The sequence below is a fragment of the Marinobacter flavimaris genome (assembly GCF_002933295.1).
Taxonomy (GTDB): Bacteria; Pseudomonadota; Gammaproteobacteria; order Pseudomonadales; family Oleiphilaceae; genus Marinobacter; species Marinobacter flavimaris.
Genome location: NZ_PSSW01000011.1, coordinates 56,775 through 80,310, shown reverse-complemented (window position 1 = coordinate 80,310; position 23,536 = coordinate 56,775). Strand labels below are relative to the sequence as shown.

Sequence of the window (23,536 nt, the reverse complement as noted above, 5' to 3'; positions counted from 1 at the left end):
GCAAGCCCTGTGATCACCGGAGGTAGCCGCTTGACGCTCGCAATTTTTGATCTCGACAACACCCTTTTAGCCGGAGACAGCGACCACGCCTGGGGCGAATTTCTGGTGGAGGAAGGCATTGTCGATGCCGAGGAATACCGCCTTGCCAACGACCGCTTCTATCAGGAATACCTGAACGGCGAGCTGGATATCCTGCACTACCTGGGGTTTGCCCTTCAGCCTTTGGCCAGTCACAACATGGAAGAGCTACTGGCGTGGCGGGAAGCCTTTATGGAGAAAAAAGTACGCCCCATGATGCAGGCCACTGCGAATACGCTGCTGGACAGCCACCGGGAGCAGGGTCACACCCTGATGATCATCACCGCCACCAACCGTTTTGTGACTGAACCCATTGCCGAGGCCCTCGGCATCGAACATCTGATTGCCACCGAGCCCGAGCTTGTCAACGGCCGTTATACAGGCGAAGTGGCCGGCACTCCGAGCTTTCAGGATGGCAAGGTCACGCGACTGGATGACTGGCTGAGTGCCCATAACAGGACACTCGAGGGGGCCTGGTTCTACAGCGACTCCCACAATGACTTGCCGCTGCTGAAAAAAGTGGACAACCCGGTAGCCGTCGACCCGGACCCGACCCTGGAGCAATTTGCCCGGGACAACGGCTGGAAAGTGATGTCACTGAGAGGCTGAAATGTGAATATGGGGTCAGATGAAAGCTTTCATCTGACCCCGACTTCAAATGCTTCAGAAGAAGCCTGTTAGTGAGCGTACAAAGCAGGACTTGATGTAATCGGTCTCGGGGATGCCCGGAATCACCGGGTGATCCGGAGCCTGATGCCCCTGCTCGAGCAACTGGACAAAGCGGTCGATCTTGCGGCCGCTGCCTCGAATGATGTCCACCAGCTTCTCCTGCGAGAGATGCATCGAACAGGACGCGGAAACCAGTATCCCATCGCGCTCCAGCAACCGCAGACCGAGCTGGTTCAGCCGGGCATAGGCCTCTTCACCCGCCTTCTGGTCCCTGCGCCGGGGAATCAGTGCCGGCGGATCGAGAACCACCACATCAAACTTCTCCTTCTCATCCGCCAGCGCCTTCAGGGCCTCGAAGGCATCTCCCTCAATGGTTTCCACATTGTCGAGGCCATTGAGCCTGGCGTTGTGGTGAACCGAATCAATGGCACCGGCCGAACTGTCGACACAGGTCACTTGGGTGGCCCCGGCACAAGCGGCCTGAATGCCCCAGCCACCGACATAACTGAACACATCCAACACCCGCTTGCCCGGCGCATAGGCCTGCAAACGGGCACGGTTCATCCGATGATCGTAAAACCAGCCCGTCTTCTGGCCGCCTTCCAACGGCACCTCGAACCGGACACCGTTCTCCTCCACCTCCAGCAGACTCACCGCAGCGCCATGGGCCTGCTCCACGTAGGTATCCAGCCCCTCCACCTTGCGCATCTTGCCATCGTTCTTGAGGATGATCGCCTCAGGGTGCACCAGCCGCTGGACTGCCCGAACAACTGCCTCCTTCATCGCTTCCATACCGGCCGTGGAAATCTGCACCACCACCGTGGAATCAAACCGGTCAATCACCAGCCCCGAAAGCCCGTCACTGTCGCCAAACACCCAACGGTAAAACGGCTTGTCGAAAAGCCGTTCTCTGAGCGCAAGCGCAGCCTCCATCCGCTGGGTCAACCGCTGGGGCGTCATACCGTGGCCCGGATCCCGACTGATCAGCCGGCCACAAATCAGCGCATGGGGATTAACGAACACTGTACCCAGAGGCTTGTCGTTCGACGCCCGAAGCTCCGCCTGAACACCGGCCTCGAATTCCGTCAGCGGACTGCGGCGGGTGTCCACCTCATTGCTGTAAACCCATAGATGGCCAGCACGGAGACGGCGCTCTGCGCCTTTTCGAAGATACAGAACCGGAAAATTCATAAAGACCACCTGGAAAGGAAAGACAGGGATTATACAAGATGAGTTGAAACTGATACCGATGTATGACGGGCTGACGGGGCGGGCCTTCCAAAACTGTGCGGAGCCAGGGATGGCGGAGCCAAGCGTACAGGGACGTATTCACAGCGTGTTTTGGAAGGCCCGCCCCGTCAGGCCAGCCTCCCAAGCGGAAGTGTTATTCCTCGGCCGCCACATGCTCCGCATAAGCTGTAGAATCCATCAGGCCATCCAGCTCACCAGCATCCTCAAGCCGCACCTTGTAAAGCCAGCCGTCACCGTAGGGATCTTCGTTGACCTTCTCCGGCTCGTCCTCAAGGCTCTCATTCACCTCGACAACCTCACCGGTCACCGGGCTGAACACATCCGAAGCCGACTTCACAGACTCAGCGACTCCGGCTTCCTCTCCACCGTTAACCGTTGCGCCCACATCCGGAACACCGATGTATACCACATCACCCAGTTGCTCCTGGGCAAAATCCGTAATACCGACAGTCGCCGTGCCATCGTCTGACACGCGAACCCATTGATGGGTCTCAATGTATTTCAGGTCTGCGGGTATCTCACTCATAGTCTGGTTTCCTGAACGAATTTTTTGCGCAGTTTAACTGAAGAGGTTAATTCCAGCGAACCTCACGTGCCAGCTTCATGAACGAATTCAGGTAATCCACCTCCCGATCCCGCTCACGAAGTCCCAAAAAGATCTGTTTCGGAATCCCCGTTTCCCCGAGCTGAACCGGCCGAACCGGAATCCGGGTACCGTAATCCTCGACCAGCCAGCGTGGGAGCGCGGCCACCCCGCGCCCTGCCGCAACCATTTGCAACATGATATCGGTGGTCTCGATGGTTTTGTGCCGCGCGGGACTGGCGTGGGCCGGAAGCAAGAACCGCGTGTAGATATCCAGACGTTCGATTTCCACCGGGTAGGTGATCAGGGTTTCTTTCTCCAGATCCCCGGGTTCAGCCCAGGCCTTGTCCGCCAGAGCATGGTCCGCTGCCACCACCAACACCTGCTCGTAGTCGAACACCGGCTCGAAAACCAGGCCCGGGCGCTGCAGGGGGTCCGGAGTTACCAGCATGTCGATGTCGTGACCGAACAGGGCGCCAATGCCGCCAAACTGGAATTTCTGTTTTACATCCACATCCACCCCGGGCCAGCCCTCCAGATAGGGCCCGACTACTTTCAACAGCCATTGATAGCAGGGATGGCACTCCATTCCGATACGCAGCGTGCCACGCTGCCCCCTGGCAAACTGGCCGATCAGCATCTCCGCGTGCTCCATCTGCGGCAGCAGCCTGTTGGCCAGCGAAAGCAGGTATTCCCCCGACTGGGTCAGTCGCAACTGCCGCCCTTCCCGCACCCAGATGTCGGTACCAAACTGGTGTTCCAGCTTACGGATGGAATGGCTGAGGGCAGATTGCGTCAAGTGCAGGCACTCGGCGGCCGCCGTCAAAGACCCCTGCTGATTCACTGCCCGGAGAATTTCCAGATGGCTTCGCTCGATCATTATCACCCTTCGCATGAGCAATATTCATTGATCTCTGAAATAATACCATTATTTTTCATTCCGCCAGGTGGATATTCTGCACTTTCTTCAAAATCACGAAATCAAGCAGAGGACACACCATGGTAACCACCCACAATCTCGGCTTCCCACGAATCGGGGCCCGCCGCGAGCTGAAGTTTGCCCAGGAAGCCTTCTGGAAAGGCCGGATAAACGAGGAGGATCTGCAGATTACCGGTGCCGATCTCCGGCGCAGGCATTGGCAGAACCAACGCCCACTGGACCGAGTGCCCGTCGGAGACTTCTCCTTTTACGATCAGATACTGGATATGAGTGTCACCCTGGGCAACCTGCCTGAGCGGGTGAACGACACCAAAGGCAGCGAACTCGACCGTTATTTCCGGGTAGCCCGGGGGCGTTCCGGGCAGGAATCAGCCTGCTGTGGTGTTCAGGCAGGGGAAATGACCAAATGGTTCGACACCAACTATCACTACATCGTGCCCGAGTTCCACCAAAACACCCGCTTTCGACTCAATGGCAACCGACTAATCGATCAGATCGACGAGGCGCGAGCCCAAGGATTAACACCAAAGCCGGTGATTATCGGCCCCGTCACCTATCTCTGGCTTGGCAAAGCCAAAGACGACAGCGACCGACTATTGCTGCTGGAGTCTTTACTGCCCGTGTACTCAGAGCTTCTGGAACTGTTAGCAGACCGTGGCGTTGAGTGGGTTCAGGTAGACGAACCCGCGCTTGTGACCGACCTGGATGCGGACTGGCGCCACGCCTTCAGCCTCGCTTATCACCACCTCAAGACAAGCACGCCGAAGTTGTTGGTAACCACTTACTTCGGTGAATTGCGAGAAAATCTGCAGCTGGCCTGTGAATTACCCGTGGCCGGATTGCACCTCGATGCCATCAGTGCCCCACAGGAAGTCCCCCGTGTGGTCGACTGGCTACCGCCCCACAAGCAACTTTCTTTGGGCGTTATCAATGGCCGGAATATCTGGCGATCGGATCTGGAGAAGACCCTCGACTGGCTCGAACCGGTCTATGAAAAGTTGGGGAATCGTCTCTGGCTCGCGCCATCCTGCTCACTGATTCATGTGCCTGTCGATCTAACGAGTGAAGACAAGCTTGACCCGGAAATCCGCAGCTGGCTGGCATTCGCCGTCCAGAAACTGGATGAACTGAAGACTCTCGCCACAGCGTTGAGTAATGGAAGAGCGGCCGTTCGCGAACAACTGGCGGAATCGACGGTAGCCGTCAACAGTCGGGCAACATCCGAACAAGTTCACAGCGCTTCTGTGCAGGCCCGTCTCGCCGACGTCAGCCCGGCACTCGGTCAGCGGCAAAGCCGTTTCCCGGACCGCATCGCCATACAGCAACGGAAGCTTGGCCTACCCCGCTTCCCGACAACCACCATCGGGTCCTTTCCCCAAACACGGGATATCCGCCAGACCCGCTTGCAGTTCCGAAAGGGTGAGCTAACGGAGCCGCAATACAACGCCCGGATTCGCGAAGAGGTTCGTCGCTGCATTGTCGAGCAGGAGGCCCTGGGGCTCGATGTGCTTGTTCACGGCGAAGCCGAGCGAAACGACATGGTCGAATATTTCGGCGAACAACTGGACGGCTATGCCTTCAGTCAGTTCGGGTGGGTTCAGTCCTACGGCTCGCGATGCGTGAAACCACCCATCCTGTTCGGAGACATATCTCGCCCGAAAGCCATGACCGTCGAATGGATCCGCTATGCCCAGTCGCTCACGAAAAAGCCTCTGAAGGGCATGCTGACCGGACCTGTCACCATCCTCAACTGGTCGTTCGTGCGGGACGACCAGCCACGGCGAGAGACCTGCCTTCAACTGGCACTGGCCATCCGGGAGGAGGTGCTGGATCTGGAGGCCTCGGGCGCCCGAATTATCCAGATCGATGAAGCCGCCCTTCGGGAGGGCTTGCCGCTGCGGCAAGCCGATTGGAAGAACTATCTGGACTGGGCCATCGAGTCATTCCGGATATCTGCCAACGGCGTTCGAGACGAAACCCAGATCCACACCCACATGTGCTATTCGGAGTTCAACGACATTATCGAAGCCATCGCCCGGATGGACGCTGATGTGATTACCATCGAGACCTCCCGGTCGGACATGGAGCTTCTCGATGCCTTCCGTGGTTTCCATTACCCGAACGACATCGGGCCCGGTGTCTATGACATACACTCGCCGAATATTCCCGACAGCGAGCAGATTCGATCATTGATGATAAAGGCGGCAGAGCGGATACCAGCAGAGCGGCTATGGGTGAACCCAGACTGTGGCCTGAAGACCCGTCAGTGGGAGGAGGTCCGCCCTGCCCTGAAAGGCATGGTCGCCGCCGCTCGGGAACTCAGAGAAAGTATTCAGTAACCGGAACTGTTCTGATCCAGCTCGAACTGGAAATCCTCGGCCCGGCGGACTTCCGTTGCGAAGTCGCCATAATCGTGGAATTCGAACCAGCGGTAACCGGGCGGTAAATCCTCAACCGAAAACTTGCTGGAACCGGAAGTAAACTGGATGCAGGTGGACGGCGTGGCCAACAGCTGCATGCCGTTGCGCTCGCGCTCGTGCTCCTGATGGATATGCCCCCACAACACGATCCTGACCTGAGGAAATCGATCTAGCACCTGCCAGAACGCATCGCGATTGGTTAGGCCAATTTTCTCCATCCAGTCGGAGCCGATATCCACCGGATGATGATGGAGTGCAATCACTGCCGGTATGTCCGGATGTTGCTCAAGCGTCTCCGAGAGGAACGCCAGTTCGGATTCAGCCAAAGCGCCGAAAACCTTGCCGGGCACAGAGGAATCCAGCATCACAAACTGCCAGCCACCCTGAATCACGTGACGATCAGAAGCGTTGTACTCGCGAGAAACCTGGAGCAGGTTATCGATATGATCGTGATTACCAGCGATCCAGACTGAGGGACAGGAGAAAGACTTCAGGCTCTCACCAAAGACTCGGTACGCTTCCACCGACCCGTCTTGAGCGAGATCCCCGGTAGCCAGAATCAGATCCGGCTGACCGTGCACTTTCAATACCTCTGCAATAACCGCCTGCAGGCTTTCCCGGGTTCTAACGCCCAACAGATCTCCGTCGGCACGCGCCATCAGGTGCGGATCAGTCAGCTGCAGTACCCGCAGTGGCCGGTTTTTTTCCTTCGTGGTCATGGCGTTCTGGATCTACTCGCTGGCAATACGTGGTCTGATAACAAGTGTACGACGCCGATTCACAGATTTATCACTTTCGAATCGAACCCGGGTCACATTCTGGCAAGGCTTAGACGATATATTGCAATTTTTGACAACTATGGCACATCGGTGCGCCATAGCCACACCACTTTAGTACAGGATAAGCGTGTATCGAACCGCCTCAGTCGACGCCTTCGCCGGCAGACCAGGCTGCATGTTCCATGGGCAGGTGACCAAACCTGAGACAGTAATCCAGCCAATCGGCGAGGAAGCCGTTGACCTGGACCTTTTCATCCGGATGGTGCATGAAGCGATTGGGGTAATCGTTGACGGGAGCAATCTGGCGATCACGGTAGCAGCTGATCACTTCCGCCATGCTGGCGTCGTGGTAGACCCGTACGGTCATTTGAGGGTTGTTTAACCAACGACCGGAATTATGGACCTGCTCAAGCAACAGGGTTTCGGTGAACTTTGCTGTCTGGAGCACCTGAATCCGGACTCGCCCCAGGTAGTGGTTCTCCCGATGCAGCTCGAACTCGCACACGGGCTTGCCGTCCACCTCCAGCTGCCTCAGCTTACGGAGCCGCTGATAGTTTCCGTCACACAAGGCGCCGAGCTGTCTGAGATCCGGAACATACCGCCTGGGTTTCATGGTCCACTCACCCATTACTACCACCCTTTTCTCAAGCGGGCCCGATTCAGCTCGAGCCACTGAAGGGCAATAATGGCGGCAGCGTTGTTGATACGGCCATCGTGGATCATCGCTATGGCATCGTCGGATGACACCACATGGGCACGGATATCCTCATGTTCATGTTCCATACCATACAGACCACCGGCATCCGCGGTGCTGACACACCCGCAATAAAGGTGAATCATTTCCGTGCTGCCGCCGGGTGACACCAGGTAATCGCAGATTTTTTCCAGCGGCTCAAAGGTAAGTCCGGCCTCTTCCTGGCCCTCGCGTTGAGCGACTTCTTCAGGGCTCTCGCCGTCTTCGTTCATACCAGCCACCAGCTCCAGCAGCCACGGCGACTGATCACGACCCAGGGCACCAAGACGGAACTGCTCAAGAAGGACTACCTCGTCCCGTTCCGGGTCGTAGGGAAGTACACAGGTGGCATCGCCACGAATGAAGAGTTCTCGGGTAAACACCGGCATGTCCCGGCCGTCAAAACGCGGATGGGTCAACCAGAGCTTATCCATGCGGAAGAAGCCCTGGAAGACGGTTTCACGTTTTTCGACGTTGACGTCGTCGGCGTTGAACTGGAACGGTTTGGCCATTTTTTGTCCGGTCGTTGAATCGACTTGGAACGATAGCCTTTAGTTGGGTATTACTTCAAGTTCAAACCTTGTCGTAAAGCTTACTCCCGGACTCCACGAACTCGCGGGATTTCTCCTGCATGCCGGCATCCACTGCCGACACCTCATCCAGGCCGTGCTCCTTCGCATAATCCCGAACTTCCTGGGAAATCTGCATGGAGCAGAACTTCGGTCCGCACATGGAACAGAAATGCGCCACCTTGGCGGATTCCTTCGGCAGGGTCTCATCGTGGTAGGCGCGAGCCGTATCCGGGTCCAGACCGAGGTTGAACTGGTCTTCCCAACGGAATTCGAAACGGGCCTTGGAGAGCGCATTATCGCGAATCTGGGCACCCGGGTGCCCCTTCGCCAGGTCCGCGGCGTGGGCGGCGATCTTGTAAGTGATGATGCCGGTTTTCACATCGTCCTTGTTGGGCAGCCCCAGGTGTTCCTTGGGTGTGACGTAGCAAAGCATGGCGCAGCCATACCAGCCGATCATGGCGGCACCAATACCGGACGTGATGTGATCGTAGCCCGGCGCAATATCGGTAATCAGCGGGCCCAGGGTGTAGAACGGCGCTTCGTCGCAACATTCGAGCTGCTTGTCCATATTCTCTTTCACCAGATGCATGGGCACATGGCCGGGGCCTTCAATCATGCACTGCACATCGTGTTTCCAGGCGATCTTGGTGAGCTCACCGAGGGTTTCCAGTTCGCCGAACTGGGCTGCGTCGTTGGCGTCGGCGATGGAGCCGGGGCGCAGGCCGTCGCCAAGGCTGAAAGAGACATCGTAGGCTTTCATGATTTCGCAGATGTCTTCGAAGTGCTCGTACAGGAAGCTTTCCTTGTGGTGAGCCAGGCACCATTTGGCCATGATCGAACCACCCCGGGAGACGATGCCTGTGGTGCGCTTGGCAGTCATAGGCACATGGTGCAGGCGGACGCCCGCATGGATGGTGAAGTAATCCACGCCCTGCTCGGCCTGTTCGATCAGGGTATCCCGGAAGATTTCCCAGGTCAGGTCCTCGGCCACGCCGCCGACTTTTTCCAGGGCCTGGTAAATCGGCACGGTGCCGATGGGTACCGGGGAGTTGCGGATGATCCATTCCCGGGTCTCGTGAATGTTCTTGCCGGTAGACAGGTCCATGATGGTATCGGCGCCCCAGCGGATGCCCCAGGTCAGTTTCTCGACTTCTTCCTCAATGGAGGAGCTGACCGCTGAGTTGCCAATGTTGCCGTTAATCTTCACCAGAAAGTTACGGCCAATGATCATCGGCTCGGATTCCGGGTGATTGATGTTCGCGGGGATAATGGCGCGGCCGCGAGCCACTTCGTCCCGGACGAATTCGGGGGTAATCTGGTCCGGCAGGCCCGCACCGAAGGACTGTCCGGGATGCTGGTCTTTCAGCAGACCCTGTTCCCGGGCCTCCTGCAGCTTCATGTTTTCACGGATGGCGATGTACTCCATCTCCGGGGTCACGATACCCTGCCGGGCGTAGTGCATCTGGGAAACGTTTTGGCCAGGTTTGGCCCGTAGCGGTTTTCGCTCGTCCATGAACCTCAGCGGGTCAAGCTGGGGGTCTTTCATGCGGCGGCGGGTGAACCCGGAAGAGTAGTCCGGAAGCTGCTCCACATCACCGCGTTCGGCGATCCAGGCGGCGCGGACTTGTTTGAGACCTTTACGAAGATCAATAGCAGCTTCAGGATCTGTGTACGGGCCGGACGTATCGTACACAACCACCGGAGGGTTCGGCTCGCCGCCCATCTCCGTGGGCGTGTCCTGCACGGTAATTTCCCGCATAGGTACCCGCAGATCGGATCGGCTACCCTGCACGTATACTTTTCGTGAGCCTGATAATGGTTTGATGGCGGCGGAATCCGCCGCTGCGGATTCACTGAGATAGGCTGGCAAGTCCGTCATGGTCTGCTCCCGGTATTGGAGGGTTGTCGGGTCGCGTATGACGGGCCTTCCGGTACGGAAGAGGCTGGAACCAGCACGTTTTGAATGGTCTTAATCCCTACGCCGGCATTATCCGGATCAGGTTGCGGGTTCCGCACTGCAATCTCAGCCAACCACCGGTTTTCGGTGTATCAGCACCCCGTCAAGACGCGAACTGCTCACAAAATGAGTGAACTCTGCAAGTGTAGAGGCGGAGGCGTTTATTGTCCATAATGAGCAACCAATACCTTTGGGTCACCGTCGGCACCGGCCCATACCTTGAATACATGCCTTCCGAACCCCCTATCCAGATCAGGGATACCCGGAGATAGTTTGTCAGGAGAAGCAATGAATAAGCGTTTACTTCCAGGATTGATCAGCCTGCTCGCAGCCCAGCCTGCGTTCTCTCTGGATCTGATGGAAACCTATGAAAAGGCACTGTCCTATGACTCCGGCATTGCCTCGTCCCTGGCGCAGTTCCAGGCACAGCAGGCAACCAGCGATGTCAGCAAGAGCGCCCTGCTGCCCAAAATCTCGGCGGTTGGGTCAGCAAGCTACACAAGTTTCGAGCCCAGGAATATACCCGGGGGGGCAAACGCCGATGAACTGACGCGGCAACTCTTCTCGGGAGACAGTTATCGCACCTACCGCTACGGAATCGAACTGACTCAGCCACTGTTCCGGGCTCAAGACTGGTTCAGCTATGAGGCCAGCCAGTTCCAGACCGAGGCGGCCGAGGCCCAGTACAACCTGGCCCAGCAACAGCTGATTCTTGATGTAGCAACCGCCTACTTCGATGTCTTGCGCGCCAAAGACACCGTCACAACCGCCAAAGCAACTGAAACGGCCATCCAGCGCCAGTACGAACAGGCCCAGGAACGGTTTGACGTGGGGCTCATTGCCATCACCGAAGTCTATGAGGCGCGTGCCAGCTACGACGATGCCAGAAGCCAGCGCATCGCCGCCGACAACGACCTCAATGTGGCCAAAGAACAACTGGCCCGGTTAACCGGAGAATATCCGGACGCCATGGAAAATCTCAGGCAGAATTTTCCGCTCGGGCGCCCGGAGCCTATGGATCCAACTTCCTGGGAAACAACCGCCGTGGAGCAGAACTGGTCCATTCAGGCGGCCCAGAGACAGTTCAGTGCCAGCGAAGCCAGCCTGAAAGCGGCAAAGTCTGATCATTTACCAACTCTTGAGCTGAGCGCCTCCTACCAGGAATCCAGTCTGGAGAACGCCCTTTTTACTCAGCAAGAAGGCAACCAATCGATTGTCTCACTGTCACTGACCATCCCGTTCTACACGGGCGGCGGCACCCAGGCCGGCGTCCGGGAACAGCGCTCGCTGCTCACCGCCGCCGAACAGGACCTGAATACGGTGCGCCGGGACGTACGGGTGAATACCCGGAGCCTGTTCCTGACGGTCAACAACAATATAGAGACCGCTTCCGCCCTGGAACAGACCATCATCTCTCGCCGCAGCGCCCTCGACGCCACCCGCGCCGGCTATGAGGTTGGAACGCGCAATATTGTGGAAGTACTGGATGCGGAACGGGCCTACTACGTAGCCCTGAGAGATTACGCCAACGCCCGCTATGATTACCTGATCAACTCGCTTCAGCTCAAACAGGCCGCCGGAACCCTGACCCCTCGGGACCTGATCGACCTGAACAACTGGCTGAGCGCCGCTGCACCCGGCATCGAGGCGCTGGCCAACGAGAAGAAAACCTTGGACGATCCTACCCAGTAACCACCAGGGCGGGCCCGAAGGCTCGCCCGCATCTTTTGGGCGGATGTATCACACCCGCTCAATAATCCCATCAACCACCTTGTCTAACGCCCCGCGGTTCTTGTTCACCACTTCCAGGGCTCGCTGACCAATCGCTTCACGTTCCTGACCGTCACTAAAAAGAGACGACACGTGAGCGGCCAGATCATCTGCATCGGTAACCAGTTTAACGCCCCGGTCATTCAGCAGGCTCTGGTATATAGTTTCGAAATTAAAGATATGCGGGCCTGAAAACACCGGAATACCCCATCCGGCGGGTTCGAGGGGGTTGTGGCCGCCGCGCTCGATCAGTGAGCCGCCTACAAAGGCCAGGTCACTGGCGCCGTAAAGCATCATCAGCTCCCCCATGGTATCTCCGAGATACACCTGGGCCTGGGCAGGGCCCTCTCCAAGGGAGCGACGGGCCAGAGTCAGCCCCTCCTTGACCGCTTTTTCTGCCACAGGCTCAAAGCGGTCGGGGTGTCTCGGAACCAGGATCAGCAGAGCGCCTGGATGTTCTGCCAAAACTTTTCCATGAGCCGCCAGCAGTTGATCGTTTTCGCTGCCGTGGGTGCTGCCGGCAATCCAGACTGGCCGCCCCGCCAGCTCCTGTCGGAGCGCCATAGCCGCAGCTCGCACATCTTCAGGGATATCAACGTCAAATTTGACACTACCCGTTACGGCCACTTTCTCAGGCGCAACGCCAATTCGCCGAAACCTCTCGGCGTCTTTCTCTGCCTGGGCCGCCACCCAACTGATACTGCGCATGATTGGGGCTGCGAGGCCGCGAATACGCTCATAGCCCCGGGCGGATCGTTCTGACAGGCGGGCGTTGATCAAAAACACCGGAACCCGGCGAGCCCGGCACTGACGAATCATGTTCGGCCAGATTTCGGTTTCCATGATGACCAGTATTCGCGGGCTGGCGCGATCCAGGAAACGCCGGATGGCGCCCGGCGTATCATAGGGTGCGTAGGCGTACTGCACCTGATCACCAAACATCTTGCGTGCCTGGGCCAGGCCGGTGTCGGTCATGGCTGTCATCAGGATGGTGATACCCGGGTTCCGGGCCAGCAATCGTCGAACCATGGGCGCTGCCGCTATGGTTTCACCCACCGAGACAGCATGAACCCACACAACCGTGCCGCTAGCCCGGGGCACAATGCCCAAGCGCTGGTACCAGTTGCGCCTGAGTTCCGGAGCTCGACGTCCGTTCCACCACAGGCGCAGCAGAATGAACGGCAGAATCAGCCTAATAAGCTGGGAATAGATAAATTGCAGCACACAGGACTCCGGGCAAAACAGTGCGCTATCATAGCGCAAAACCTATTGATTTGCTTCCGATTGATGGCTCGGGCCATTGTGCCACCATCAATCGATTCAGACTTTGCAGGACCGGCTTTACGTGAAAACGAAATACCGCAAAATACCGCGAAACACGGATTACTCGGCCTACCGCCATCCCCGATGGTGGCCCACCTGGCTGGGAGTCTTTTTGATGTGGTGTGTGTCCCGGCTGCCAATACGCGTTCAGTGGTGGCTGGGCAAACTGGCGGGACTGCTGGCGTTCCGCCTTGCCCGGGAACGTCGGCACATCGCCGAGGTGAACATTCGGCTGTGCTTCCCGGAACTCACGGCCGCTCAGCAATCTGCGCTGGTTCGGAAAGCGTTTATTGCCAATGGTATTGGCTTGCTGGAAATTGGCATCGCCTGGTTCCGCGATCCAGCCAAACTGACAGGCATCACACAGGTCCATGGCCTTGAGCATTTCGAGCATGCTCTGGCGCAGGGCAAAGGCGTTTTATTACTGGGAGGCCATTACAGCACTCTGGATCTGGGCGGGAGCCTGGTGACCGAGTTCATTGAAGCAGACGTGATGCAGCGGGACCATAACAACCCTTTGATGAACGCCGTGATGACGAGAGCCCGTGAACGCCGGTATGGCAACGTGCTCGGCGCCAAGGACCTCCGGGGCCTGTTTCGCAGCCTTAAGAAAAACCGGGCCGTCTGGTATGCCACCGATCAGGATTACGGCCGCAAGGATATTGTCTTTGCGCCCTTCTTCGGAATACCGGCGGGCACGATTACCGCTACGTCCAGGATCGCGGAGCGCAGCGGCTGCAAGGTCGTCCCGTTCAGTCATTTCCGACGTGACGATGGTCCGGGTTACGACATCTACTTCCATCCTGCCCTTGAGAGCTTTCCCAGCGGGGACGATCTTCAGGATGCAACATTGATCAACCAGACTATCGAGCGAGAAGTGCGGCGCGCCCCGGATCAATATCTGTGGATGCACCGGCGCTTCAAGACCCGCCCTGATGAGAACGATCCGGGATTCTACAAACGCCGGTAATAACGAACTCAGGCAACACGGAGGCCGGCAATACATGCCGGAACACCATGGCCAAACCCGAGCCCAGAACGCAGGATGCATCCACTCCGGTGGTGTGGCTTCTGACCGACAACAAGCCGGGTCACCGGAATCAACTGAAGGGGCTTGGCAACCGGCTTCGCGTCCTGGCGGGAGCAAGCACCTACTGGGTTGATGCCTCCACCGTAGAGGTACCTCTGTGGCGGGCATTGCTGGCCTCTTCGCCACGTATGGAGGCGTCACTGCCTCGCCCCGATCTTGTCGTCGCGGCAGGGTCCGGCACGCATCGATTACTGCTTGCGCTGCGAAAACGTCGCGGGACCCGAACGCTGGTCATCATGAAGCCCGCGTTTCCGCTGTCTCTGGTCAGCGGCGCCCTGATTCCAGCCCATGATCGCGTCCAACCAGGCCCGCGGGTGCTGTTAACCGAAGGCGTTCTGAACACCATCACACCCCTGGCCAGAATCACCGAGAAACGGGAAGCGTTATTACTCATAGGCGGGCCTTCGCCGCACTTCGACTGGGACGACGATGTCGTCCTGGGCCAGATATCCCACCTGATCGGTCAGTACCCTGACTGGCGCTGGACCATCAGCACCTCACGGCGAACACCGGAGCCCCTGCAGGACCGCCTCGACGACATGGCCGGAGTGCGGATCACCGTTGTTCACCCCCAGCAGACCCACGAGGATTGGCTAAGCCATCAACTTTCCGCCTCACGGGCGGTCTGGGTGACTCCCGACAGCATGTCCATGGTTTGCGAGGCGGCAACCTCCGGAGTGCCAACGGGCCTTTTCGAGTTGGCGGCGAGACCCGGCAGCCGGGTCGTGGACGGAGTGGAACGGCTGGTCCGGGACGGCTATGTTGCCAAGTGGACGGATCACGCCAGCGTCATGGCCGGCAGGGCCGACCACAACCAGTCGCTCTGGGAAGCCAATCGCGCAGCCCTATGGGTCATCGAAAACGGGTTACTGCCAAAGAGCCACAAAACCAATCAACGCCTGCCCAAGGGGGCCCAGCCTTGAGAATTCTTCAGGCACTTCCAGCGCTGTACAGCGGCGGTGTAGAAAGAGGTACCGTAGAGTTCGCTGCAGACCTCGTCAAACGCGGCCACGAATCCTTTGTCGTCTCCAAGGGCGGACCCATGGCGGAACAACTGCGGGGACAGGGTTCAAAGCATATTTTCATGCCGATTCACCGGAAAAATCCGGCGTCCTTCGGGCAAATCCTGCCGATGCGAAAACTGCTTCTTGAACTGAAGCCGGACATCGTTCATGTCCGCTCGCGCATGCCCGCCTGGATTATCTTCCTGGCTCTGAAAAGCATCCCGAAACGGGAACGCCCGGCGGTTGTGTCCACATTCCACGGCATGTATTCGGTAACACCCTACAGCGCCATCATGACCCGCGCCGATCACATCATTGCTGTGTCCCAGTGTGTGCGGGACTACGTGATGAACAACTACCCCGTTCCGGCGGAGAAGCTGACGGTTATTCAGCGTGGTGTCGATGTGGATGCGTTCCACCAACGTGAACTTAGCCAGCAATGGCTGGACCGCTGGTTCCGTCAGTATCCGCAGCTTGCCGGCAAGAAAATCATCATGATGCCCGGACGGATTTCCCGCTGGAAAGGCCAACTGGATTTCCTGGCCATGATGGCGAAGCTGGTGCGCGAGCGGCCCGATTGCCATGGCATCATTGTCGGTGGCGCGGAGCCCGGCAAAGAGCACTTCCTGGATGAACTGGAAAAGGAGCGGGCACGCCTGGACCTGACCGACAAGGTCAGCTTTCTCGGCCAGCGCAATGACATGACCACGCTGTACCTGCTCGCCGATGTGGTCTGCCATATGAGCACCAAACCGGAACCCTTTGGCCGGACAGTGACCGAAGCCCTGGCTTCGGGAACACCGGTCGTGGCCTATAATCGTGGCGGGGCGGCGGAAACACTGCAGGCGTGCTTCCGGGAAGGCCTGGTGGCGCCGGATAACGTGGAGGAGTTCGCAAAGGCCGTTTCCCGGATGTTGGATGCCGGGCCTCCGGCCATTGAGATCCCCTACCGGTTCCGCCTGGAGGCACAAACAGAAGCGAGCCTGGCCGTTTACGAGACGGTGCTTCAGAATGCCGCAAGTCGATCATGACCTCACCGCCCCGATTTACGATCGCCCTTCTGATTGCCACGCCCGGCACAACCTGGGGCGGCATGGAAAAACACACCGCCGATCTGGCAGCCAACCTGGCCAGACGGGGGCATTGCGTCCATGTAGTGGCTCACAAAGACTACCGGGATAGATTTCATTCCGGCATCCACTTTCATGCGCTGCCCGTTCAACTGGGGCGACGGAACCTCTGGCTCCAACTGGCCCTCCGCCGGCGACTTCGAGAAATAGCACCTGATATTCTGCACGCCCAAGGCAACAAGGCTGCACAACTCGCGGCGAAAACCGGAAACCTTGTCCGCGTGCGAATCGGCACGGTGCACGGCACCAAGTCCAACCATAAGGCATTTGATCGACTTGATGAGGTCATTGCCGTAAGCCCCCAAATTCTGGCAGCCCTGCGACATCCCCGAAAACACTTGATCTATAACGGCGTGAACTGCAAGGGCCAAGGAATTAAAACTGACGACGGCCCGAAGCTACCGTCAGGAGTCACCAATGTCATCGCCGTGGGACGACTCGAAACCGTTAAAGGTTTTGATGCGCTGATCCGAGCATGGGCCATGCTCGGCGACTCCACTCATCGCTGCCATCTCACTATTTTCGGCGAGGGCAGCCAACGGTCACAGCTGGAAAAGTTCATCCGTCAGTCTAAACTGGAACAGTCGGTCACTCTGGCAGGGTTCAGGGAGGATCTGGCGCCCGTCTATGACAAGGCCGAATTGACGGTGATCAGTTCCGAACGGGAAGGCTTTCCCTATGTACTGGCGGAGTCCCTTCTCAGTGGTTGCCCAGTGGTCTCCACTCCGGTGTCCGGACCGCGGGATATTCTTCCAGAATCGTCTCTCAGCGCAGGGCATCGGGATCGGGACCTTGCCGAACTGATAACACGAGCGCTCTCTGATCTGGAAACACTGAAACAGAGCGAGCAGCCCGCCATGGATTTTGCCCGTAAAACTCTCACGATCAACGCCATGGGGGAGCAAACGGAAGCGCTGTACCTGAGGGCAATGGGCGAGCAACGAGGCACCTGATGTCCGCTGTATTCGGCAGAGACCTACCGGGTATTTTCCCTCTCAAATTCGGATAGCATCTGCATCTCCCGAGCCTTGGCCAAGCGCATGAAGTTCCTGTTGGCTGCGGTAATGGCAACGCTTAGACCAAACCAACCGTTCAGGATCTGGCGGTGCAGCAGGTAATATTTCAGGAACTTCAGGGGAAACTCGGCAAACAGGCGGGGGCTGGAAATTCGCCGTCCCTTTGCGGCGATAAAGCGGGCCTGCTCCGTCGACAACTGGCAGTACTTGCGCTCCATCTGCTCCAGAGAAATCAGCGTGCGGTGCAACACATCGCCCTTTAAATCCACAACCCGGCCAGCCTTCACCTGCGGCCGGTCATTGTTGCTGTCTTTTTCGGGCTCAATCACTGCCTTGTTACGATTGTAGAGCCTGAGGATCTTCTTCGATTTATCATGGCGGAACGGATGCCGGGGATCCGGCTGGGACAGCACCCAGCGCATCCGGAATCCCGCAATGGCCGGGTCAATCGGCTTTGAAAACAGGTCCTGGATGTTGGCCACAAGCTCGTCCGATAGCACCTCATCCGCATCCAGGTCCAGCACCCAGTCATTACGACAAAGGCTTGCAGCAAAGGCTTTCTGGCAGGCAAACCCCTGCCAGTCGTTATGAACAAAACGGGCACCCGCCGCTTCAACAATGTCACGGGTTCGGTCAATACTTCCGGAATCGACTACGATAATCTCATCAACCCAGCCGGAAACCTTTGCGAGGGATTCCGGCAATCGCAGTTCTTCATCCTGGGTGATGTAATAAACGGATAACGGTAGCTTCATCAAAATTCCTGGTATCGGGCAATCAGTTTACGGACTGGTCAAAACAATATCATGGTTGCCTTATGATAAGATGGCGCGCCTGATTTTGATGTTTTTCTTGGAATTCTTTAACTCAAGCCCGGAGTGTACAGATGATTCACCCCGTCATTATGGCTGGCGGTACCGGCTCACGCCTTTGGCCGATGTCGCGCCAGCTGAATCCGAAGCAGTTCCTGAAACTGACCAACGGCCCCCTGTCGATGTTGCAGGCCACCGTTGCGCGGCTTGAGGGCATGGACGCAGCAAACCCTCTTCTGATCTGCAACGAGGAACACCGGTTCCTGGCTGCGGAACAAATGCGGCAATCCGGCCACGAGGATACGCGGATCATTCTGGAGCCCTGTGGCCGGAATACGGCGCCGGCGATTGCCTTGGCAGCGCTGCAGCTGACCGAGGCTGCAGAAAGCGGTGCCGATGATCCCCTGATGCTGGTGCTGGCAGCCGACCACCTGATCAAGGACGTCACCGCCTTTCAGGAAGGGGTGAAGAAAGCCATTCCGCTGGCGCGGGAAGGGAAGCTGGTCACCTTCGGCATTGTCCCTAACCATCCTGAAACTGGCTACGGCTACATTCATCGAGGCACCGAACTGGGCCCTGACAGCTACCTGGTGGACAAGTTTGTCGAAAAGCCGGACCAGGCGACCGCCAATGGTTACCTCGATTCCGGCGAGTACCTCTGGAACAGCGGAATGTTCCTGTTTGGTGCCCGTCAGTACCTCGAGGAACTGGAAGCCCATCGCCCTGATATCCTGGCCGCGTGCCGTGCCGCCATCGCAGACACCGCCGATGACCTGCACTTCACGCGAATCAACGCCGAGCGCTTCGCCGAATGCCCGTCGGACTCAGTGGACTACGCCGTCATGGAGAAGACCGACAAGGCCGCCGTGGTTTCCCTGGATGCCGGCTGGAGCGATATTGGCTCCTGGTCCGCGCTATGGGAAGTCAGTGACAAGGACGCGGACGGCAACAGCCTGACCGGCGACGTGATTACCCATAACACCGCCAACACGCTGATCCGTGCCGATAGCCGGCTGGTGGCCACCGTTGGTGTGGACAACCTGGTGGTTATCGAAACCAAGGATGCCCTGCTGGTCGCCCATAAAGACAGTGTTCAGGACGTCAAAACCGTGGTGGAACGGATCAAAACCGATGGCCGCCACGAACACATGAACCATCGGGAAGTCTACCGGCCCTGGGGCGTCTACGATTCCATCGACAACGGTGCCCGCTATCAGGTCAAACGCATCACTGTGAAACCCGGCGCCAAGCTCTCCGTGCAGATGCATCACCATCGCGCCGAGCACTGGATCGTGGTAAGCGGCACGGCCCGGGTCACCAACGGCGAGAAAACCTACCTGGTCACCGAGAACCAGTCCACCTACATTCCGGTTGGTCAGGTGCACTCGTTGGAGAATCCGGGCGTCATCGACCTGGAACTGATCGAAGTTCAGTCCGGCTCTTACCTGGGTGAAGACGACATTGTTCGTTACGAGGATCGGTACGGTAGGAAATGAGCAAGCTCAAGTATTTCATCATCGCCGGGCTGCTCAGGATTGCCGGCTGGCTATCCCTTGCCGGCGCCCAGAGGGTAGGTCGTTTCGTCGGTTATCTGGTATGGCGATTGCCCACCAAATCTCGCCAGGTAACCGACATTAACCTGTCCATTTGCCTCCCCGTACTTTCAGACACCGAACGCGCGGTTATGTCAAAGAGATCCCTGGCCCAGACCGGCATGACCATGCTCGAGGTGCCCCTGATGTGGGAGTGGCCGGTGGAGAAATGCCTTGGCCTGATCCGGGAAACCGAAGGCCTGGATCTTATCGACAAGGCCATGGCCGGCGACAAAGGCCTGATTCTCCTGGCGCCGCACCTCGGTAACTGGGAACTGGCCGGGCTGTTCTTTTCCTCACGCTACAAAATGGCAGCGCTCTATAGTCCGCCGAATATGCCCGAGTTCGAGGACTACATGATCAAGGTACGCGGGCGACTTGGCTCAGAGCTGGTCCGGGGCGACCGCCGCGGCCTGGCCAGGCTCGCCTCGATTCTTCGGGAAGGCGGGGTTGCCGGAATCCTGCCGGACCAGTCGCCCCGCGGAAAGGGCAACGCCTTTGCGCCTTTCTTCGGCATGGAAGTGAAAACCATGACCCTGGTATCCAAGCTGATTCAGCGCACCGGTGCCAACGTGCTGATTACTTATGCCGAGCGCCTGCCCGACGCTTCCGGGTTCCGGATCGTTGTACGTGAGACCGGCCCGGGCCTCGGTGACAAGGATCCTGTTGCCGCGACCAATGCCATGAATCACGCGATTGAGCAATGCGTGCGAGAAATCCCCGAGCAGTATCAATGGGAATACAAGCGTATGCGCCATCGGCCGCCCGGCGAAATCAACCCCTATAATCCGGACCGAGTATGTTGAACCCCAGACTCGCCTTTCATGCGCTGCTGATCATCGGGCTCGGCGGCGCGCTCCTGTCCTCAAGCATCCTGGCCGGCGCGACTCTCTTGCTTGCGATTGCCGGAATGGTGCTCAGTGCCCGCAAATCTTTGTATAAAGACGGCTGGGACAAACCCAAAGAGCTCAGGCTGCTTCACTTTTCCTTCTGGTTCTTCGTGCTGGTGAGTTTTCTGTCCTGGGCCCTTGAAGGGTTTGATTACGAGGGTGGAAAAACCCTTGGCACGCACGCCCGGTTCATCCTGTTCTGGCCCCTGATTGTTGCCATCAGCTATGCACGGATTGGCGCCCGCACGACTTTCGCCGCCATCGGACTGGTGGCCGTGTCTGTCATCGGGATTTTTCTGGTGACCATTGCTGCCCGCCAGGGCGCGCTTGGTCAGGTCTTGAATTCCCGTTTTGGCGGTGGAATCAACCCTATCAGCTTTGGCAATCTCGCCCTCCTGGGCGGCATGTTGACGATCGTTGCTGCCATGTTTTTTATCCGGGACAAACGGGTAGGCCTGGCGATATTGTTTTTCACGGGTGGAACGGCTGCGGCCCTGATCTCCATGCTGTCTGAAACCCGCAGCAACCTGGTTGCTCTGCCATTTCTTCTGGTCGCGCTGGTGCCGCTGCTCAGCAAAAAACTTCGAGTTGCCGGATTAATTGTTGTGCCACTTATCGTGGCCGGCGCGATTATCACCAGCGACCGCATGTCCACCTCACTCAATGGCTTGCTCCATGATGGCCAGCTGGACTCCGGCATGGAAATCCGCCTGGAAGTATGGGGGCAGGCCTTGAATATGCTCAGAGAGAATCCTTGGTCCGGCGCAGGCCTCGGCGGGTACACCCATAAAATTGAAGCAGAAGTTGCAGATGGCAATCTGCCGAAGTACTTCCTGGACTGCTGCACCGGGCATGCCCATAACGATCTGCTGAACAACGCCGCAACCAGTGGCATTCCGGGCATTCTCAGCTGGGCCCTGCTCATTTTCATTCCACTGGCCATCTTTGCCAGAAATCTGTCCAGCCGCCACGCAGCAACGGCCCACCTTGCGGCAGCCGGTTGCATGATTTCTATTGGCTACTTCTTCTTTGGCCTCACAGAAGCCACCTTCAATCGGACTTTGTTCCTAACTTTCTACCTTCTGGCAGTTGCATCGATCGCCTCCGCTATGTTCACAGAGTTGAGCGCGTCCTATGTTCGAGCCCGGGCGCGGAAGGTTTCGGCGACCATCATCACCAAAAATGAAGAAGACCACATTACCGACTGTCTGAAGTCAGCGAGGCTGGTCGCCGACGAAATCATCGTTCTGGATAGCGGCAGTACTGACAGAACTGTCGAACTGGCCAGACAGCTGGCCGATGTCGTTGAAGTCACCGACTGGCCGGGTTTTGGCATCCAGAAGCAGCGCGCACTTGAGAAAGCGACCGGTGAGTGGGTACTGTCACTGGATGCCGATGAGCGTGTCACACCAGAGCTGGCAAGGGAAATCAATGATCACCTGGCTGATCCCGATGCAGACGCCTACAAGCTCCCCTGGGCGGTAACAATCTACGGCAGCCGCCTGGATTTCGGGCGCAGCGGCCGAGCCCCGCTCCGGCTGTTCCGTCGCGAGGGAGTAAGCTTTTCGGACGCCCTCGTCCACGAGCGGATACTGATTCCGTCCGGACGCAAGATCAAAACCCTGAGGGGCCGCCTGACACACTATACACACAGGGATTTCGGCCACTCGCTGGAAAAAAGCGCCAAGTACGCCTGGCTTGGCTCACTGGAGAAACATCGCAAAGGCAAGAAGACCCGCACCATGATCTACCCCACCCTGCGGGGCCTGATGACGTTCGTGCAGGTGTACTTTATTCGGTTCGGGTTTCTGGACGGTGCTGTGGGCTATCTTACCGCTGTGACGTACGCACAGGTGACTTTCAACAAGTATGCCGGGTTATGGACTCTGGACCGGCCGGCCCGCTTTGAAAAGTCGTGACCCCCGAAGGAGCGTCGTTTCCACGCCGACGCTCCCGAACATACGCCTTAATTCGTCATAGTAAGGGAGCCGGGCGCCCAGAGCGGCATCATCGATCTGGAACACCCGGATTTCCGGGAATATCTTTTTCAGGGTAAACAGAGCGGTTGAAGCAAAGCTGTAGAAAGCGAGATAGATTTCCCCGGACAGAGCCACTTCGACCTCGATCGGACGACCGGCCTGCCGTATCTCGAGCGGAAATTCTGCCAGCAAAGCCTCCAACTCTTCCCGGCTTTCCTTTCGGTGCATGAAGTACACCACGCGGCTATCAGGATGACGCTCCACCACGTGCTGGATTTGCAGTTTCAATTGCTGAAGCCGATCCTCACCACCAAAGGGTTGGCCAAGGAACCCGACCATGGGCATCTGGCTATTGTCACAGGGCGTTTTTTTGAAAGTTTTACGAAACACCGGGAAATCGTGAACGCGCACCTGGACAAGCTCGGAGTTCGGTAACGGAAAGAAGGAGAAGAATGCGATCACCTCCGGAACAACACGATGGATCCTGATCCCCATGGTTCGCAAAAGTCGCTTCTTGGCCGGTGAAATCCGGGAGGCGATGCCCTCGTCGTGAATGGCATGGTAATAGGTTACTGTTGCCAAGCCGTCATCCACGAAAATCAGCTGTTCGCTGTCGAACCCCCGATAAAACACTTCGTGAATCCAGCTGGATTTGTTTCCGATAAACAACCTCTCAATAGTTCGCTTTGAGAGACTCCTGGCAACTGACCCCAGACGAAGGTAAAAGGAACTCTTTTTAAGATAAATGGTTTCGATGCCCTGCCAGCCCAACGCCTCGGCCAGGAAAGCCATTTGCCCCTCGGTCTCGCGGTTATCAGGTCTAGCAATGATGAGAAGTGTTTTTTCGGAGTCGCAGCCATAGTGGTAACGAGCCTCGGAGCAACTGATCAGTTGCAGGGGCGTACTCGCAACAAAGACATTGATTGGGCTTGCGGCGCTGATCAAATC

The 23,536-nt window shown here is 57.7% G+C and carries 20 protein-coding genes and 1 riboswitch; of the genes, 10 read left to right on the top strand and 10 right to left on the bottom strand.

Going from position 1 to position 23,536, the window contains the following annotated elements:
- Positions 1–30 precede the first annotated feature (30 nt).
- The gene (locus tag MDHKLMBL_RS17595; protein WP_104271665.1) at positions 31–687 is read left to right on the top strand and encodes a histidinol-phosphatase; all 657 of its coding nucleotides are present in this window, start codon (positions 31–33) and stop codon (positions 685–687) included.
- Between the two features lie 54 nt (positions 688–741).
- Here MDHKLMBL_RS17595 and MDHKLMBL_RS17590 read toward each other — a convergent pair whose 3' ends face one another.
- From MDHKLMBL_RS17590 to MDHKLMBL_RS17580, 3 genes are all read right to left on the bottom strand, one after another.
- Positions 742–1,938, bottom strand: a complete 1,197-nt coding sequence (locus MDHKLMBL_RS17590) for a class I SAM-dependent rRNA methyltransferase (RefSeq protein ID WP_008170821.1) — start codon at positions 1,936–1,938, stop codon at positions 742–744.
- Between the two features lie 193 nt (positions 1,939–2,131).
- Entirely contained in the window at positions 2,132–2,524 is a 393-nt protein-coding gene (gene gcvH, locus MDHKLMBL_RS17585; protein ID WP_104271662.1) for a glycine cleavage system protein GcvH, read from the bottom strand.
- Positions 2,525–2,570: 46 nt separating this feature from the next.
- Positions 2,571–3,461 carry a LysR family transcriptional regulator gene (locus MDHKLMBL_RS17580; protein WP_104271659.1) on the bottom strand — a complete coding sequence of 297 codons (891 nt, stop codon included), beginning with the start codon at positions 3,459–3,461 and terminating at the stop codon, positions 2,571–2,573.
- Between the two features lie 119 nt (positions 3,462–3,580).
- On the opposite strand from MDHKLMBL_RS17580, the gene metE reads away from it, so the two are divergent.
- A complete protein-coding gene (metE, locus tag MDHKLMBL_RS17575) occupies positions 3,581–5,860 on the top strand; it encodes a 5-methyltetrahydropteroyltriglutamate--homocysteine S-methyltransferase (RefSeq protein ID WP_008170826.1) in 2,280 nt (759 codons plus the stop codon).
- Here the strand turns inward: metE and cpdA are convergent.
- From cpdA to thiC, 4 genes are all read right to left on the bottom strand, one after another.
- Positions 5,854–6,660 (bottom strand): 3',5'-cyclic-AMP phosphodiesterase, encoded by an 807-nt coding sequence (gene cpdA, locus MDHKLMBL_RS17570; RefSeq protein WP_104271657.1) that lies wholly within the window; start codon positions 6,658–6,660, stop codon positions 5,854–5,856. The genes metE and cpdA overlap by 7 nt on opposite strands.
- A gap of 202 nt (positions 6,661–6,862) precedes the next feature.
- Positions 6,863–7,348 carry a DUF1249 domain-containing protein gene (locus MDHKLMBL_RS17565; protein WP_008170830.1) on the bottom strand — a complete coding sequence of 162 codons (486 nt, stop codon included), beginning with the start codon at positions 7,346–7,348 and terminating at the stop codon, positions 6,863–6,865.
- Positions 7,349–7,350: 2 nt separating this feature from the next.
- Positions 7,351–7,965 (bottom strand): NUDIX domain-containing protein, encoded by a 615-nt coding sequence (locus MDHKLMBL_RS17560; RefSeq protein WP_104271654.1) that lies wholly within the window; start codon positions 7,963–7,965, stop codon positions 7,351–7,353.
- A 61-nt stretch (positions 7,966–8,026) separates the two neighbouring features.
- A complete protein-coding gene (thiC, locus tag MDHKLMBL_RS17555) occupies positions 8,027–9,904 on the bottom strand; it encodes a phosphomethylpyrimidine synthase ThiC (RefSeq protein WP_053114352.1) in 1,878 nt (625 codons plus the stop codon).
- Positions 9,905–9,981: 77 nt separating this feature from the next.
- A riboswitch (TPP riboswitch) is annotated at positions 9,982–10,095 on the bottom strand.
- A 175-nt stretch (positions 10,096–10,270) separates the two neighbouring features.
- Here thiC and MDHKLMBL_RS17550 point away from each other — a divergent pair.
- Positions 10,271–11,674 (top strand): TolC family outer membrane protein, encoded by a 1,404-nt coding sequence (locus MDHKLMBL_RS17550; RefSeq protein WP_104271649.1) that lies wholly within the window; start codon positions 10,271–10,273, stop codon positions 11,672–11,674.
- A gap of 48 nt (positions 11,675–11,722) precedes the next feature.
- Here the strand turns inward: MDHKLMBL_RS17550 and waaA are convergent, their stop codons facing one another.
- Positions 11,723–12,976, bottom strand: a complete 1,254-nt coding sequence (gene waaA / locus MDHKLMBL_RS17545; protein ID WP_008170840.1) for a lipid IV(A) 3-deoxy-D-manno-octulosonic acid transferase — start codon at positions 12,974–12,976, stop codon at positions 11,723–11,725.
- A gap of 121 nt (positions 12,977–13,097) precedes the next feature.
- On the opposite strand from waaA, the gene lpxL reads away from it, so the two are divergent.
- Genes lpxL through MDHKLMBL_RS17525 form a run of 4 tightly spaced genes read left to right on the top strand, consistent with a single transcriptional unit; the run spans position 13,098 to position 17,252 of the window.
- Positions 13,098–14,045 carry an LpxL/LpxP family Kdo(2)-lipid IV(A) lauroyl/palmitoleoyl acyltransferase gene (gene lpxL, locus MDHKLMBL_RS17540; protein ID WP_075267653.1) on the top strand — a complete coding sequence of 316 codons (948 nt, stop codon included), beginning with the start codon at positions 13,098–13,100 and terminating at the stop codon, positions 14,043–14,045.
- A 47-nt stretch (positions 14,046–14,092) separates the two neighbouring features.
- Positions 14,093–15,088, top strand: coding sequence for a mitochondrial fission ELM1 family protein (locus MDHKLMBL_RS17535; RefSeq protein ID WP_053114346.1), 996 nt, complete (start codon positions 14,093–14,095; stop codon positions 15,086–15,088).
- The gene (locus tag MDHKLMBL_RS17530; RefSeq protein ID WP_053114344.1) at positions 15,085–16,200 is read left to right on the top strand and encodes a glycosyltransferase family 4 protein; all 1,116 of its coding nucleotides are present in this window, start codon (positions 15,085–15,087) and stop codon (positions 16,198–16,200) included. Before MDHKLMBL_RS17535 ends, MDHKLMBL_RS17530 begins: the two co-directional genes overlap by 4 nt.
- The gene (locus tag MDHKLMBL_RS17525; protein WP_008170847.1) at positions 16,197–17,252 is read left to right on the top strand and encodes a glycosyltransferase; all 1,056 of its coding nucleotides are present in this window, start codon (positions 16,197–16,199) and stop codon (positions 17,250–17,252) included. The genes MDHKLMBL_RS17530 and MDHKLMBL_RS17525 overlap by 4 nt, the downstream gene beginning before the upstream one ends.
- 23 nt (positions 17,253–17,275) lie before the next feature.
- Here the strand turns inward: MDHKLMBL_RS17525 and MDHKLMBL_RS17520 are convergent, their stop codons facing one another.
- Positions 17,276–18,070, bottom strand: coding sequence for a glycosyltransferase family 2 protein (locus tag MDHKLMBL_RS17520; RefSeq protein WP_008170849.1), 795 nt, complete (start codon positions 18,068–18,070; stop codon positions 17,276–17,278).
- A 131-nt stretch (positions 18,071–18,201) separates the two neighbouring features.
- Here MDHKLMBL_RS17520 and MDHKLMBL_RS17515 point away from each other — a divergent pair, with 131 nt between their 5' ends.
- The 3 genes from MDHKLMBL_RS17515 to MDHKLMBL_RS17505 are packed head-to-tail and all read left to right on the top strand — an operon-like array spanning position 18,202 to position 22,528.
- Entirely contained in the window at positions 18,202–19,623 is a 1,422-nt protein-coding gene (locus MDHKLMBL_RS17515) for a mannose-1-phosphate guanylyltransferase/mannose-6-phosphate isomerase (protein WP_104271647.1), read from the top strand.
- Positions 19,620–20,525: a lysophospholipid acyltransferase family protein gene (locus MDHKLMBL_RS17510; RefSeq protein ID WP_104271644.1), complete on the top strand. Its 906-nt coding sequence runs from the start codon at positions 19,620–19,622 to the stop codon at positions 20,523–20,525. The genes MDHKLMBL_RS17515 and MDHKLMBL_RS17510 overlap by 4 nt, the downstream gene beginning before the upstream one ends.
- On the top strand, positions 20,519–22,528 hold the full coding sequence (locus MDHKLMBL_RS17505) for a glycosyltransferase (RefSeq protein ID WP_104271643.1): 2,010 nt from the start codon (positions 20,519–20,521) through the stop codon (positions 22,526–22,528). The genes MDHKLMBL_RS17510 and MDHKLMBL_RS17505 overlap by 7 nt, the downstream gene beginning before the upstream one ends.
- On the opposite strand, the gene MDHKLMBL_RS17500 is transcribed toward MDHKLMBL_RS17505, so the two are convergent.
- On the bottom strand, positions 22,487–23,533 hold the full coding sequence (locus MDHKLMBL_RS17500) for a polysialyltransferase family glycosyltransferase (protein ID WP_092032926.1): 1,047 nt from the start codon (positions 23,531–23,533) through the stop codon (positions 22,487–22,489). The genes MDHKLMBL_RS17505 and MDHKLMBL_RS17500 overlap by 42 nt on opposite strands.
- Positions 23,534–23,536: the final 3 nt, after the last annotated feature.